The sequence below is a fragment of the Brevibacillus gelatini genome, assembly GCF_050920745.1.
Lineage (GTDB): Bacteria > Bacillota > Bacilli > Brevibacillales > Brevibacillaceae > Brevibacillus > Brevibacillus gelatini.
Genome location: NZ_CP154342.1, coordinates 1,830,879 through 1,845,147 on the forward strand (window position 1 = coordinate 1,830,879; position 14,269 = coordinate 1,845,147).

A 14,269-nucleotide genomic window follows, 5' to 3' on the forward strand; every position below is an offset into this window, starting at 1 on the left:
GGCGATTATTTCCCTTCCTTGGCTTGTTTGGCAAAGGTGGTATTGACCAGCCTGGTGTAATCCGCCCGTTGCTTCAACTCACCAGCCGCATCCATGATTTCCTGCAGCCGGTTCCATTCCTCTTCATCCAACACCGGATCGGTGGCGAAGGAGCCTTGCTCCAGATAGCGCTGGATCGCGTTCTCCAAAATTTGCGGGTCGATCTGTTCGAAGTATTTGCCGATGACTTCAGCCGTTTCCCTGGCGCTGTGGCTGGCAACCCACTGTTGCCCTTTGTAGACCGCATTGGTAAACTTTTGGATAGTCGAAGCATTGCTGTCGATATAGCTTTGCTTCGTCATGTAGACCGTGTAAGGGACGGTGCCGCTTTCCTTGCCGAAGGAGGCGACGACATGGCCGATCCCTTCCTGTTCAAAGCGGGACGCTTCCGGCTCGAACAGCTGTACATATTCTCCGGTTCCGGAAGCAAAGGAAGAGGCAATGTTTTTAAACTCGATATTCTGGATCAGTTCCAGATCGCTTTGCGGATTGATCTGGTGCTTTTTCAGCACGTATTCGCCGACCATTTGCGGCATGCCGCCCTTGCGCTGGCCAAGGAAGACACTGCCTTTTAACTGGTCAAAAGAAAAATGGTCTGTTTGGTTGCGCGCGACGAGGAAAGTACCGTCTGTCTGCGTCAGCTGCGCGAAGTTGACGACGACGTCTGCCGCCCCTTGCTGGGAGACGTAAATGCTCGTTTCCGAACCGACCAGAGCGACTTCGATCCCGCCGGACAAGAGAGCGGACATCACCTTGTCACCGCCTGGAATGGTGGACAGTTCCACGTCCAGGCCTTCTTCCTTGAAAAATCCCTTTTCCAGTGCAACGTATTGGGGAGCGTAAAAAAGGGAGCGGGTTACTTCGCCAATTGTTATTTTTTCAGAAGTGCTGGAGCAGCCGGTCAAAGCGGCTATCAGAACGAGACACGCAGCCAGCCCCAGCGCTACATATCGTTTCATTATCGGGTGTCCCTCCTTGCTAGGCTGTTGTTTGTTGTAAGTTATGCGCCCGGACAAAAAAGGGTGAATGCCTACAGACCGTGACAGGCACGCTTGCGGGATACTCCGTCAAAGGAGAGGTGCAATCGTCGTGATCGTGACATTTTTAGGTACGGGTTCAGGAGCGCCCACTACCCGCCGCAATGTGAGCGGAATTGGGCTTCGTTTTTTGCAGGCAGGAAAATGGTGGCTGTTTGACTGCGGGGAAGGCACACAGCATCAGCTGCTGCGCTCTCCGATGAAAATCAGTCAGCTGGAAAAAATTTTCATTACGCATTTGCACGGCGATCACCTGTACGGTCTGATCGGCTTGCTTGCCTCCCGATCGCTGCGCAACGGGGAAGCATCGCCACTTGCCTTGTACGGTCCGCCGGGGCTGGATCGGTATTTTCGCGCGATCATGGATGTCAGCCCGGTACATTTGCAATACCCGCTGGAGTTGCACATTGTCAGCGAAGGCGTTGTGTACGAAGACGAGGAAGTGATCGTCACCTGTCGCAAGGCGAAGCATCGGGTGCCATCGTTCGCCTACAGCGTCGTGGAAAAAGACAAGCCGGGAGCGTTTCTGGTCGAGCGGGCGAAAGAAGCGGGGGTGCCGGCGGGGCCGCTGTTTGGCGCGTTGAAGCGGGGAGAGCAAGTTACGCTGCCTGACGGGCGCGTGCTGGATGGTAAACAGTTTGTCGGCGCGCCGCAGCCAGGCCGCAAAATAGTCTTCAGCGGCGATACGGAGCCGTGCCAAAGTGTCGAGGAGCTGGCAGCAGGAGCCGATCTGTTGGTGCATGAGGCGACATACGCCGATCATGACAAGGAGCTTGCTGCACGCAGCGGGCATTCTACGGCGAAAGAGGCTGCCGAGCTGGCCAAGCGGGCAGGGGTGAAAGCCCTTTGTCTGACGCACTTCAGCCCGCGCTATGAAGATGAGGATGGCGATTTTTCCATGGCCGACCTGCTGGCCGAAGCGCAGGCGATATTTCCGGCGACGCAGCTCGCAGAGGATTTGGGGAGTGTCGAGGTAAAACGAGTGCGAAAAACGGTGGGAGAAACCGGGTAATCCTGTTATCATGTAAAAATGATGACTTCCGGCTCGTGCAGCCATCGGATGCGTTCGGGCCGGAGTGGCATATTCATCGGGAAAAAGAGAGCGCAACGGAGAGGAAAGGTGAAAGGCAGTGTCCGGTAGACGGATCAGCAGGTCGATTGTCATTCGCTACGCCATGTTTGTCCTGGGGCTGTTTATCGGGGCGTTGGGCTGTGTGCTCGCGATCAAGGCAAACCTTGGCGTGGCGCCGTGGGATACGTTCCACATCGGCTTGCAAAAAACGTTTGGATTAACCATTGGTATGTGGTCGCAGATCGTCGGTTTGGCTGTCATTTTCTCCTCCTACCTGATCGCCAAAATCAAGCCGACCTTTGGCATGTTTTTGAACATGGTCTGTTTCGGGAGCTTTCTCGATTTCATTCTGTGGCTTGATGTCGTGCCGGAACTGGCATCCCTCTGGTCGCGAATGGCGATGTTTTTGCTGGGCCTTGTGGTAATGAATATCGGGATCGGGATGTATTTGTCGCCGCGCCTGGGGGCCGGACCGCGCGACAGCTTCATGCTGGCGATGAATGAGCGGCTGGGCTGGAGCATTCAGAAGGTTCGGTTGATTATTGAAGTGACGGTCTTGATTGCAGGTGCAGCATTGGGCGGACCCGTCTCCATCGGGACAGTGCTGATTGCCTTGCTGACAGGGCCGATGATCCAGAGGACGATTCCATTTTGGCAATCTGTTATGAAAAAGCAGTACGGCTTGCTGGAGCCGATCGAGCGTCGGGCGAGTTGAAGCGGATGCCGGTTTTTCTCACAGCAACTACACGTGCAGCAAGAAATGGGCACGGTATGGGCGGACGTCCAATCACGTTTGGCTATTCGCACATACATTATGATTAGTTGCTGACAAAGGAGGGAAAGCGTATGAGTCTGTTCAACGGAGGATTCGACGATTTTGCTTTGATTTTGGTGTTGTTCGTATTGCTGACAATCGTTGGTTGCGCTTGCGACTAATCTGGTAACAAGTCGTCTGTACAGGTTGGCAATAGCAAGAGGGAGAGCGTAGCGGCTCTCCCTTTTTGCTGTAGATGATGGATCGGCTGAGTCAGCCGAGCTTTTCATGAACCTGCTTTTTGACGCTTGAGATCTGCTTGTCGGACAGTTTGACCCCTACAGCCTTGCTGATCTTTTTAATCAGGTCGCCAAGCTTTTTGTCATCCTTCAAATCTTTTTTCGTAAGCCCCTTTGCCAGTGACTTAATATCGTCCATTTTCCACTTTTTCTTGCTCTTTTTGTTGATTTTTTTCAGAAGGTCGCTTGGTTTCTTGCCTTTTGCTGCCATACAGCATTCACTCCTCTAACGAATATCATTTGCGTCTGCACTTTGCAAATATATGGGAGAAGCCTCCTGTTCGGTTGGACAGATCGACCGGGCTACTCGCCTATTTTGCCGGACACTGTGCAAATGCCCACGCAGACACAGGCTGATGTGACATAGGATGTGGCAACGCCATGCATGACAGGAGGCTAATGGGTTGAAAATCATCAGCTTTCAGCGGGGGATGCCGCTTCGCGAGATCCTGAGCGATTTGCAGAAAAAAGTGACGACCAAAACGGAAAGACTGCCTTGGCGATGCTACGATGAATGGTCATGCCTGTGCATCAAGGACAACATATATGAGCAGTTCTGCGAGCATTTTCGCAGGTATCAGGCGATGGTCGAGGAGAATGTGACGGTAAGCGTACACGCAAAGACAGAGGCAATGCCAGAGGGCGAAGAGGAAATCCCGTGGGGCGTTCGTTATGTTGGAGCCGAACGGCTGTGGCGAAAAGGCAAGGGAGAGGGCGTGAAGGTCGCTGTCATTGACACGGGAATCTCCCGCGATCATTTTGAATTGCAGGGTCGCATCAAAGGGGGCGTCCATTTTGTGCGCGGCAAGCAAAACGGGCACGGCACGCATGTGGCCGGGATCATCGTGGCGGAGATGAACCAGCGCGGGATTGTCGGTGTGTCTCCCGAGGCCGATTTGTACGATGTCCGCGCCTTTGACCACGAAGGCAAAGCATCGCTGTCGACGATTTTGCAGGCTTTGCAATGGTCAATTGCCAATCAAATGGATGTGATCAATATGAGCTTTGGCATGCCAGCGTACAGCGAGGCGTTGGCGCGCGCGGTGGAAAAGGCGCACGAGCGCGGCATCGTCATGGTCGCTTCGGCAGGAAACAGCGGGGGAGCGGTTGAGTATCCGGCCAGGTATAAAAACGTCATGGGGGTAAGCGCCATCGATCAGTCTGGCAGACTGGCGTCTTTTAGCGCACGCGGCAAAGGGGCAGACATGAAGGCGCCTGGCGTGGAAATTTTATCGACCTGGCCCGGGAATCAGTTTAAAAAGCTGAACGGCACCTCGATGGCTGCTCCGCACGTCTCCGGTCTGATGGCGCTGGAAATCGGGCGCAAGCGGAACAAAAAGAAATAGTCAGCGCGTACGAAGAAAGCTCCGTGGCAGCGTGGCAGCCGCGGAGCTTTTTTCGTACGCGCTTCATCGCAACGATTATTGATGCGCTTTGGTGTCATGGTCTTGCTGGACGCGAAACCATATATTAAGATCATTAATGATGCTCGCCAGTTCATGAATCTCGCTGTTCAGTTCACAAGAACGCGCGAAATTTTCCTCTTCGGCCATCTGTTTTGTTTTTTCGATGATGACGGCTTCCACCCGTTGGATCTGATCCGGGATGGTCGCGCGAATTTCTTCCCATTCCATCAAAATGTCGGCTCGTTCCGTATGTGAATACGCCTCCCACGGCATATCCAATGCAGGAAGGCGAATGCCCAATCGTTCATCGTAAACAAAGTAATTGCGCAAAGGTGAACTCACTCCTCTCCTGTTCCATCATACCAAAAATGGAGCAGTGCGGGGAGAGAAAAGCGCACGAAAGGAAGTGGCAAATGCAAAAAGGACGTGTCCTCATTGATGCCGATGCCTGCCCACGCCAGGCGCTGGCCATCGCGCAGGAGCTGTGCAAGGAATACGGGTGGCTCTGCCAGACCTTTGCCAGCTACAATCATCAGATCGGCTCTGAACATCACGTAACGGTAGATGCCGGGCCGCAGGCGGTCGATATGAAGCTCGCCAACGAAACCCGTCCGGGCGATGTGGTCGTAACGCAGGATATTGGGCTGGCCGCGCTCATATTAGGCAAAAAGGCACAGCCGCTGACGCCGCACGGTTTCGTCTTTGAGCCGGAGCGGATTGCCTTTCATCTGGAAGAGCGAAACGAAAAAGCCCGCTATCGCCGCGGCGGAGGAAGAACGCGCGGACCTGCGGCGCGTACGCGCGAAGATGACCAACGCTTTGCGGCTGCGCTGCGCTCGCTGTTGGAGAGAGGAGAAACGCATGAAGGATAAAAACAGGGGATTGCTTGTTTTCAGCATCGTCTTTGCGGTGCTCGGTGCCTGGATGATGCGCCGGTACATAGCAGGTCAGGTAGCGGGGATGGATCAGGCGGCATTTGCGTTTGTGGCAGAACTCCGCTCGGATGCCGCTACGAGCTTTTTTTCGCTACTCACGACTTTGGGCAACGCAACGATTCTCGCACCGCTCGGCATCGTTGTGATCGCAGCCTTTTTCATCAAAGGGCACAAACTGGAAGCGGTCGTCATCCTGCTGGCATTGGGCGTGAGCGAGGTCGCAAACGAGCTGTTGAAGCTGATGTTTGCCCGTCCGCGACCTGCTGGCATCAATCTGGTGGAGCTGCCGGGGTCGTTTTCGTTCCCAAGCGGCCACGCCATGATCGCTCCGTGCTTTTACCTCATGCTCGCCCTCGTCATCGCTCGCTGGTATCAGGAGAGAAGCTGGGCGGCGTATGTGCAGCCTGTTGCGCTCGTCGTCTGCCTATTGCTTGCAGCAAGCCGCATCTACCTTGGAGTGCATTTTTTGAGCGACGTGCTCACGGGATTTTGCCTGTCGATGTGCTGGTATTTTCTCGTTCGCTGGGGCTATGAAAGAAGGCTGGGGAGACGAGAGACAATCGTCGACCCCATACCGCAAACGCGCCAGATTTCCTAGCTGGTCGAATAACCGAGTTCACTCATCAGACTCAGCCATTTTTCCACGCTGGGTTTATTTTTTTTGTCTTTCGGCAGGACGATATAGGCCGATCGTTTGGGAGGCTTGTTGCCTGTAATCGGCAGTTCCTTGAGCGTTCCGGCTGCCAGCTCCGCCTTGACTGTGGAGCGGGTCAGCAGGCTGACGCCCAGCCCCTCCTTAATCAGATCGATGGCCAGTTCCGCCTTGTCGACGGTCAGCTTGGGCACGTAGTTGCGCGGCAGCGTCTGTCTGATCCATTCGTTGAAGGGCGATCCCCAGTTCATGTAGATCAGCGGCAGGTTGCGAAGCTCGCGCGAGTCAACGTGAGTCGCCTGGGCGATGCTGCTCTGTGGACAGCAGACCAGGACGATTTCGTCATCCCAGGTGGGGATGACTTCGAAGTTCGGCAAAGAAGGCGGTACATACACAATCCCGATCTGAATGACGTTGTCGAGCAAATATTGGATAACCGCAGAGGAATGCCCGGTTTTGGTGCTGATGGCAATTTGCGGATAACGGTAATGATATTCTTTCAAGATCGGTTCGAGGGTAGAGGTCCAGATGGCGTTCAGACTGCCGATGGACAAGTAATCTTCATAAGGCTGCAAAGAAGCGACTTCGTTGAGTGCCTCCTGGGACAGCTTGAGGATTCTTTCGGCATACGGCAGAAGCGTCAAACCCGCCTGGGTAATTTCCACACTTCGCTTGTCACGGATGAAAAGCGGCTTCCCTACTTTTTCTTCCAGTTGCTTAATTCGCATCGTCACCGTAGACTGGACAAGATGGAGCATTTCCGCAGCCTTGGTGAAGTTTTTTGTCTGTGCCAACGTGTAGAAGGCGCGCAGTTGTTCAAAGTCCATAGCGTGTGTTTCCCTCTTATCTAAATATTTGATAACTATATACAAAAACGTTCGTTTCCCAAATTATACCTTGCTCTTTAAGCTGGGGGTATCCCCCAAATTGTGAGAGATAGCGGGAGAGCGAGGGGAATTAAATGAAGAGGGAAATGTGGAAAGAGACACCGTTTTCCGTCAAGCTGCTCTTGGCGACATCTTTTATGATGAACCTTGGTTTTTATGCCCTGATTCCGTATCTGACCCTGTACTTGACGGGCAGTATTGGCTGGACGCTGGCGATGGCGGGACTCGTGCTCAGCGTGCGGCAGTTTTCCCAGCAAGGCTTTGCGTTTCTGGGCGGAGTCATGGCCGACGCCTTTGGTTACAAGGGAGCGATGGTTCTCGGCATGGCCGTACGGGCTGTCGGGTTCGCGATGTTCGCCTTCTGTACCGAGACATGGCATTTTTTCATCGCAGCGATTTTGTCTGGTCTGGGCGGGGCATTGTTTGACCCGGCTGGCTCGGCAGCGTTTGCGATTTTGACGCCGGATTCTATCCGGAAAGAAGTGTTTGCCTTTCGCAATGTGCTCGGCAATATTGCGGTAGTCGGCTCGCAAATCGTCGGCACCGCACTTTCGGCCGTTGATTTTACCTACTTGTCGCTGTTTGCCGGAGCGATCTTCGGCCTGAACGCGCTCGTCTCCTTCTTTTTTCTGTCCCCGATTCGTGCCACGAATACCAGGCACAATATGTGGGAGAGCATGTTCACTGTGATGCGGGACAGGCGCTTTGTCCGCTTTACGATCATCCTGATGGGCTATTACTACTTGAATATGCAAGTATTTTTGACCATACCATTGCTCGTGGAGCATGTGACACACAGCAAAACTTCTGTCGGGATTGTCCTGTCGGCGATGTCCTTGTTCGTCATTCTGTTCCAGATGAAGGTGACGCAATGGCTGGAAGGATATCCGCATCGACTGACCTTGATCGGCATTGGCACGCTGGTCATGGGCGTGGGGCTGTTTTTGTTTACCTTTGCCGGTTCGCTGTGGATGCTGCTCATCGACGTCTTCCTGTTTGCGCTGGGCACGATGATCGCGGTGCCGAACCTGGTAGATGTCGTTCCGCGTTTTGCGCCAAAAGATTTGGTAGGAGCGTATTACGGCTTCAATGGATACTCGATTGCCATCGGCGGTTCGCTCGGCCAGATTGCAGGCGGCTGGGTGTACGACATCGGATTGCAGCTGCAGGCGGCATGGTTGCCGTGGACGATCTGCCTCGCTGTAGGCGTGCTGGTGGCCTGGATGCTCCATCTGATGGAGCAAGATACATTCAAGCTCGGCAACGATTTGACAAAAATCGCACAGTCGTGAGCTTTTTGACGAGAAAAGGCGAAAAGTTATTGGGCGCAAATTGAAACATTTTCCATGGGTGGTGCGTATATAACGGTAGAAACGATAATCATGGGCGCTATGAAAGTGAGGGAATCTGAAATGGAAGATATGAAGAAGCTGAAACGGATGTTGCTGGTGACGAGTTCCCTTGGATTTGCCGTCTTTGCCATGGTAGTCATTACGGAAATTGTACAAATCTCCTTGTAGCATTCTCGAAAAATCACGATCATAAGGAGAAAAGCTTGCCTTCCTTCATCAGGAGAGCAAGCTTTTCTTTTTTTCTTACATGTTGTTTGCTTTCGGGTACGTGCCCAAATTGTTTTCCGCCTGCGGCTCCCGATTGTTTTTGAAGCGCAGATGGTAGATCAGGATTGCACCCAGCATGAACGGAATGCCGCAGTACAGAGCGATTCGCTGCTCCGGATCAAAAGCGAGACTCACAAGCACAGTCAGGTTCAAAATCAGGGAAACCAGCGGAAGCACCGGATAAAGCGGCGTACGGAACTTCAAGTCTTCCAGCTTGCCGCCATTTTTCAGATAGTGACGACGGAAAGCGAGCTGGGAAGCGGAGATGGAGATCCAGCCAATTTGCGCGCCCAGGCCGGCGATGGATAGAAGCACCATGAACACGGTATCTTCGGCGAAAATGCCGGACAAAAGCGACAGCAGAGAGATGGCAAACGTAATAATCAGCGCATTCATCGGAATTCCTTTGCGATTGACGACTGCAAGCTTGCGGGATGCCATGTTCTCGTTAGACAGGGAATAGAGCATCCGTGTTGCGGCGTACAAGCCGGAGTTTGCCACAGACAAAAGCGCAGTCAATACGACGAAGTTCATGATGTCTGCTGCAAACGGGATACCGATGCTGTCAAATACGACGACAAATGGACTTTCGATCACGCCAGCCTGTTGGTAAGGGATCATCCCTGCGACGACGGTAATGGCCAAAATGAAGAAGACGAGTGTGCGCCAAACGGTAGTGCGAATGGATTTTGGAATCGTTTTTTCCGGTTCCTTGCTCTCACCGGCAGCGATCCCGATCAGCTCCGTACCCTGGAAGGAGAAGTTCACTGTAATCATTGTCATCAACAGGCCGGTAATCCCGAACGGAAGCAGCGGACTGTTGGTGAAGTTGGAAAACATCGGAGCAGGTTGTCCATCTTTCATTTCAATCAGGCCAAACATAGCTGCTCCACCCAAAATGATAAACAGGATGATAGCGCTTACCTTGATGCTGGAGAACCAAAATTCGGATTCACCGAACGCACGGGCAGAAAGCGCATTCAACAGGAACAGAAGAACACCGAAGACGGCGCACCACATCCAGACCGGCGAGTCCGGGAACCAGCGCTGCATCAACAGACCGGAAGACAAAAGCTCCAGGGCAACGGTTACTGCCCAGCCCAGCCAATACAGCCAGCCGACTCCGAAGCCAAGGGCAGGGCTAACGAAACGGGTCATGTAGGTTTGGAACGAACCGGCCACAGGCATCGCTACTGTCAGCTCGCCAAGGCAAAGCATCGTCAGGTACATGATAAAGCCGCCGACCAGAAAGGAAAGAATCGTACCGACTGGGCCAGCCTGGCTTAACGTATACCCGGAGCCGAGAAACAGTCCGGTCCCGATCACGCCTCCAAGAGAAATCATGAAGAGGTGCCTACTGCTCATACTGCGTTTTAGTTGATTGTTCTGTTCATTGCTGCTAGGTGTCATAAATCCCTCTCCTTCACGCGAGAAATATTGATTTGATGAATGCGTTTTCAGGCGTGCAATATGCTTTGCAAGAATGATACCAATATTGTCAGCGCCAGCAAAACTTCTATGACAGGTAGTAGATAGGGAAGGAGTGCAAAGAAATTGGGCGTAAGTGTGCAAAAATTTTTAAAAAATGCCAAGAATTTTGGCGTTGGCTAAAAAGGACAAGCTGCTCAGCCCCTGATTCCCAATTTGCGCAGGCGATACTGCAAGCTTTGCCGACTGATTTGCAGCTCCTTGGCCGCGCGCGAGATATTGCCGTTGTAGCGGTCTACGACGTGATGAATGTAAGCCGTCTCAAACTCCTGCATCGTTTCCTTCAACGATTTGCCTTCCTCAATAAACGGGAGAGAGCGGGAAGGCGCTTGCTCGATCCTTTCGACATTGGCAGGGGAGCGGCGCAAAAAGTGCAGCGGCAAATGCTCGTAGCGGATCATAGTCTCATCCACCATCAGGTTCATCGCCCCTTCGATCAGATGCTGCAACTCCCTGACGTTGCCTGGCCAGTCGTGCTCCTGGAAAAATTGCATGACATCGCTCGCAACACCTGTCACTTCCATTTGAAACAGCTCATTGTATTTTTCAATAAAATGCGAGACGAGCAGCGGGATGTCTTCCTTGCGCTCGCGCAGCGGAGGCAGGAAAAGGGTGACGACGCCAAGGCGGTAGTACAAGTCTTTTCTCAGGTGAGAATTGGCGATGGCTTCGACTGGGTCTTCGTTGATGGCCGCGATGATACGCACATCAATCGCCCGATCCTTCGTATCCCCGATGCGCCTGATCGACTTCTCCTGCAGGGCACGCAACAATTTTGCCTGGAGAGGCATACTAAGCGAGTTGATTTCATCGAGAAAAAGCGTACCGCCCTCTGCCTGCTCAAACAAGCCCGGTCTTTCCACCGCTCCGGTAAAAGCGCCGCGCGCTGTGCCAAACAGCAAGCCTTCAATCAGACTGTCAGGAAGCGCCGCGCAGTTTTGCGAGATGAGCGGACCGGATGAGCGCAGACTGGCATTGTGAATGCTTTGCACGAACAGCTCTTTGCCTGCCCCTGTCTCGCCGACGACAAGAACAGAGGATGAGGTGCGCGCCGCACGTTTGGCGTTTTCGATCACATCGAGGATCGGTGCGCTTTTTCCGATGATCTGCTCAAAGGTATAGCGGGACCCGTTTTTTGTCAGCAGATTTTCCCGGATGAGTCGCTCCATTTTGGTCACGTCGTTGGCAATCTCCATTGCGCCGATGATCTGGCCGTTCTCGATGATCGGGTACGTATTGTTGATGGTCGTGATTTCTTTTTGCTTGTCGTTGAAATACGTTTGTCGCGTATTCCGTATGCTGTTTCCTGTCCTGAGGCAGGTGAGCAGCGTGCTCTCCTGTCCGCTGTGGAACTGGAACACCTCTGACAGCGGCTTGTGCAGGACGTCCTGTCTTGCCATCGACTCCAGCTCGGTCATCTTCTGGTTGTACACGATCGTCGTTCCGGTAGCGTCAATCACGTGGACGCCCTCGTTCATTCTGTCCAGGATATGCTCGTAGATGCGAAGCAGCGTGTCGAGCGGGTATTTTTGCCTTGAAGATGACATCTATAGAGTCACCAGCCTTTCTTCGTGAAGTATCATATCATACAATGAATGGTGTGCAAAATACTTATGCACCTGCAAAATATTTTTGGAAGCATCTGCAAAATATTTTTGCTTAAGATCGGCCGCTCCCTGACATTTCCTTTGTTTTTTACATTGGCATCATTCTTGCTAGGTATATTTGGCAAGTGAACTCGAAGGAGGCTATCAGCATGACGAAAACAAAAGTTGTCATTGAACAAACCGAAAAATACGGCGCACACAACTACCATCCACTACCAATCGTCATCTCCAAGGCAGAAGGCGTATGGGTAGAAGACCCGGAAGGCAACAAATATTTGGATATGCTGAGCGCGTACTCCGCTCTGAACCAGGGACACCGCCATCCGCGTATTATCCAGGCGCTGAAAGATCAGGCAGACAAAGTAACGCTGACCTCCCGCGCTTTTTACAACGATCAGCTTGGTGAATTTTACGAAAAGTTGTCCGCACTCACAGGCAAAGAGATGATCTTGCCGATGAACACAGGTGCGGAAGCAGTGGAAACCGCTATCAAAGCTGTTCGCCGCTGGGCTTACGACGTGAAAAAAGTACCGGAAAACCAGGCGGAAATCATCGTCTGTGAAGGCAATTTCCACGGCCGCACCGTAACCGTTACTTCCTTCTCTTCCGCAGAGGAGTACAGACGCGGATTCGGACCGTTCACGCCTGGCTTCAAAATCATTCCTTACGGCGACATCGAGGCGCTGAAGCAAGCGATCACGCCAAATACGGCAGCGTTCATGCTCGAACCGATTCAAGGCGAAGCGGGTATCATTATTCCGCAAGAGGGCTTCCTGAAGCAAGCGCAGGAAGTATGTAAAGCAAACAACGTCCTGCTCGTGTGCGACGAAATCCAGACCGGATTTGGACGTACAGGCAAACTGTTCGCCAGCGACTGGGAAGATGTCAAGCCAGACATGTACATCATGGGGAAAGCGCTCGGCGGCGGGGTGTTCCCGATCTCCGCAGTAGCTGCGGACAGAGAAATTCTCGGCGTGTTTGAGCCAGGCTCCCACGGCTCTACCTTCGGCGGAAACCCGCTCGGATGCGCAGTAGCCGTAGCGGCGATGGACGTTCTCATCGACGAAGGGCTTGTACAGCGCTCCCAGGAACTGGGCACGTATTTTATCAATCAATTGAAAGAAATCAAAAACCCGATCATCAAGGAAATTCGCGGCCGCGGCCTGTTCATCGGGCTGGAGCTGACGACTGCTGCACGTCCTTACTGCGAGAAACTGAAAGAGCTGGGTCTTCTGTGCAAGGAAACGCATGAAACGACCATCCGTTTTGCACCTCCGCTCGTCATCAGCAAAGAGGATCTCGATTGGGCGATTGAGCGCGTCAAGCAAGTGCTGCACGTTACCGAAACAGCAAACGCCTAATGAAGACAAAGCAGCCTTCCATCCCGGAGGGCTGTTTTTGCATGTCTGCGAAGCGGTGAAAAGTGTGTGACAATCGTTCGACAAAATTCGACCAGTTGTGGATAAAAGTGGAAGAAATATCCACATACGTACAGCAACGTTTTTCTTTGTTACACACAAACTACACACAGGTTACTCACAGCATTTCCACAGCGTTTGTGGATAATCAGAACGGTTGTTCGTCATTCTCTCATCTGCTACAATGAACGCATACGAGAGGATGGGGGTGACCAAGGGTGAAATACTTGAGTGACCAGATGCTGATAGAAGTATATCATCGCGCTGTCGACCTTCAACTAGATCCCGCTTTTATTGAATTGCTTCGCGCAGAGATGCAGACGCGCAACATCGGCATCACACTGGTCAGCGCCTAAAAACATAAGAACAACACACGAAAGAACCAAATGATAAAAAGCCATCCTTTGGCAATGAACAGCATCCGCGATTGTCTGATTCTCCTGACAAGGCGAAGGGGCTGTTCTGTTGGAGGATGGCTTTTTCTGTCGCAATCAGGCCGTGAAAAACTCCAGCGCAGTGATTCCTGTAATCGGCGCTTCTTTTTTCAGCAAGGCTTCCGGCAAGTAAAAGTACACCGGCCCGTCTTCCTTGATCGGCTTGCCGGCTTTGGCAAACTGCAGGATCGCCCGTCTCGCTTCGGAAATCGGCAGGACGATCGGGTCCGCGTTTTCCCGATGCAGCCGGACGTGTGTCGCTTCTGGCAGTGGTGCCGCGTTCGAGATAAACGGATCAAGCCGCATCCCGTAGTCCCCGTCCAACACTTGGCGCTCTTCTGCCAGGCTTTTGCGCTCGGATGGCAGTTGGGCGCCTTCTTTCAGTTCCTTGTCCCATTGCATCCCTGTTCCTTGCAAATATTGCATCTGCCTGGACGAGGACGGGTCCTCTTCACCCGTATACGTGTTCAAATCAAACTTGCGCTCGTCGAACACCCAGACAGTCGGGTCCAAAGTGATCGGGTACGTGACTGCCCCTTTGAACACGATAACATCAGACATGAAGCATACCTCCGTAATTTTTCAGCATCATCTAGCACTAGCATTTTACTATACCAGCTCG

General features: G+C 52.7%; 16 protein-coding genes. 9 read left to right on the forward strand and 7 right to left on the reverse strand.

Translation table 11 applies throughout. The annotated features are described in order from the left end of the window. Positions 1–5: 5 nt before the first annotated feature. Positions 6–998, reverse strand: coding sequence for an ABC transporter substrate-binding protein (locus AAFJ72_RS09030; RefSeq protein ID WP_432776828.1), 993 nt, complete (start codon positions 996–998; stop codon positions 6–8). Positions 999–1,128: 130 nt separating this feature from the next. On the opposite strand from AAFJ72_RS09030, the gene rnz reads away from it, so the two are divergent. The 3 genes from rnz (at position 1,129) to AAFJ72_RS09045 (ending at position 3,084) form a co-directional block, all read left to right on the forward strand. Then, entirely contained in the window at positions 1,129–2,088 is a 960-nt protein-coding gene (gene rnz, locus AAFJ72_RS09035; protein WP_432776829.1) for a ribonuclease Z, read from the forward strand. 118 nt (positions 2,089–2,206) lie between these two features. Then, positions 2,207–2,863 carry a YczE/YyaS/YitT family protein gene (locus tag AAFJ72_RS09040; RefSeq protein WP_432776830.1) on the forward strand — a complete coding sequence of 219 codons (657 nt, stop codon included), beginning with the start codon at positions 2,207–2,209 and terminating at the stop codon, positions 2,861–2,863. Positions 2,864–2,994: 131 nt separating this feature from the next. Next, positions 2,995–3,084 carry a YjcZ family sporulation protein gene (locus AAFJ72_RS09045; protein WP_122904030.1) on the forward strand — a complete coding sequence of 30 codons (90 nt, stop codon included), beginning with the start codon at positions 2,995–2,997 and terminating at the stop codon, positions 3,082–3,084. Positions 3,085–3,175: 91 nt separating this feature from the next. On the opposite strand, the gene AAFJ72_RS09050 is transcribed toward AAFJ72_RS09045, so the two are convergent. After that, a complete protein-coding gene (locus AAFJ72_RS09050; protein WP_432776831.1) occupies positions 3,176–3,412 on the reverse strand; it encodes a stage VI sporulation protein F in 237 nt (78 codons plus the stop codon). Positions 3,413–3,605: 193 nt separating this feature from the next. Here AAFJ72_RS09050 and AAFJ72_RS09055 point away from each other — a divergent pair, with 193 nt between their 5' ends. Continuing rightward, on the forward strand, positions 3,606–4,547 hold the full coding sequence (locus AAFJ72_RS09055) for a S8 family peptidase (RefSeq protein WP_432776832.1): 942 nt from the start codon (positions 3,606–3,608) through the stop codon (positions 4,545–4,547). A 75-nt stretch (positions 4,548–4,622) separates the two neighbouring features. Here the strand turns inward: AAFJ72_RS09055 and AAFJ72_RS09060 are convergent, their stop codons facing one another. Further along, positions 4,623–4,937: a hypothetical protein gene (locus AAFJ72_RS09060; RefSeq protein ID WP_122904033.1), complete on the reverse strand. Its 315-nt coding sequence runs from the start codon at positions 4,935–4,937 to the stop codon at positions 4,623–4,625. Positions 4,938–5,020: 83 nt separating this feature from the next. Between AAFJ72_RS09060 and AAFJ72_RS09065 the strand changes: the two genes are divergently transcribed. Together AAFJ72_RS09065 and AAFJ72_RS09070 are read left to right on the forward strand one after the other, a co-directional pair. Beyond that, on the forward strand, positions 5,021–5,479 hold the full coding sequence (locus AAFJ72_RS09065; RefSeq protein ID WP_122904034.1) for a YaiI/YqxD family protein: 459 nt from the start codon (positions 5,021–5,023) through the stop codon (positions 5,477–5,479). After that, positions 5,469–6,140, forward strand: a complete 672-nt coding sequence (locus AAFJ72_RS09070; RefSeq protein ID WP_432776833.1) for a phosphatase PAP2 family protein — start codon at positions 5,469–5,471, stop codon at positions 6,138–6,140. Before AAFJ72_RS09065 ends, AAFJ72_RS09070 begins: the two co-directional genes overlap by 11 nt. Here AAFJ72_RS09070 and AAFJ72_RS09075 read toward each other — a convergent pair. Continuing rightward, positions 6,137–7,021 (reverse strand): LysR family transcriptional regulator, encoded by an 885-nt coding sequence (locus tag AAFJ72_RS09075; RefSeq protein ID WP_122904036.1) that lies wholly within the window; start codon positions 7,019–7,021, stop codon positions 6,137–6,139. The two genes, AAFJ72_RS09070 and AAFJ72_RS09075, sit on opposite strands and share 4 nt — an antisense overlap. A 134-nt stretch (positions 7,022–7,155) precedes the next feature. On the opposite strand from AAFJ72_RS09075, the gene AAFJ72_RS09080 reads away from it, so the two are divergent. Further along, positions 7,156–8,373 carry an MDR family MFS transporter gene (locus AAFJ72_RS09080; RefSeq protein WP_432776834.1) on the forward strand — a complete coding sequence of 406 codons (1,218 nt, stop codon included), beginning with the start codon at positions 7,156–7,158 and terminating at the stop codon, positions 8,371–8,373. A gap of 303 nt (positions 8,374–8,676) precedes the next feature. Here the strand turns inward: AAFJ72_RS09080 and AAFJ72_RS09085 are convergent, their stop codons facing one another. After that, positions 8,677–10,110, reverse strand: coding sequence for an amino acid permease (locus AAFJ72_RS09085; protein WP_122904038.1), 1,434 nt, complete (start codon positions 10,108–10,110; stop codon positions 8,677–8,679). 215 nt (positions 10,111–10,325) lie between these two features. Further along, the gene (locus AAFJ72_RS09090; protein WP_432776835.1) at positions 10,326–11,735 is read right to left on the reverse strand and encodes a sigma-54 interaction domain-containing protein; all 1,410 of its coding nucleotides are present in this window, start codon (positions 11,733–11,735) and stop codon (positions 10,326–10,328) included. A 209-nt stretch (positions 11,736–11,944) separates the two neighbouring features. Here AAFJ72_RS09090 and AAFJ72_RS09095 point away from each other — a divergent pair, with 209 nt between their 5' ends. Beyond that, positions 11,945–13,156, forward strand: coding sequence for an ornithine--oxo-acid transaminase (locus tag AAFJ72_RS09095; protein ID WP_432776836.1), 1,212 nt, complete (start codon positions 11,945–11,947; stop codon positions 13,154–13,156). A 275-nt stretch (positions 13,157–13,431) separates the two neighbouring features. Then, complete coding sequence (locus AAFJ72_RS09100; protein ID WP_432776837.1) at positions 13,432–13,569, forward strand: sporulation histidine kinase inhibitor Sda; 138 nt, start codon at positions 13,432–13,434, stop codon at positions 13,567–13,569. Positions 13,570–13,704: 135 nt separating this feature from the next. On the opposite strand, the gene AAFJ72_RS09105 is transcribed toward AAFJ72_RS09100, so the two are convergent. Beyond that, complete coding sequence (locus AAFJ72_RS09105) at positions 13,705–14,208, reverse strand: hypothetical protein (protein ID WP_432776838.1); 504 nt, start codon at positions 14,206–14,208, stop codon at positions 13,705–13,707. Between the last annotated feature and the right edge of the window lie 61 nt (positions 14,209–14,269).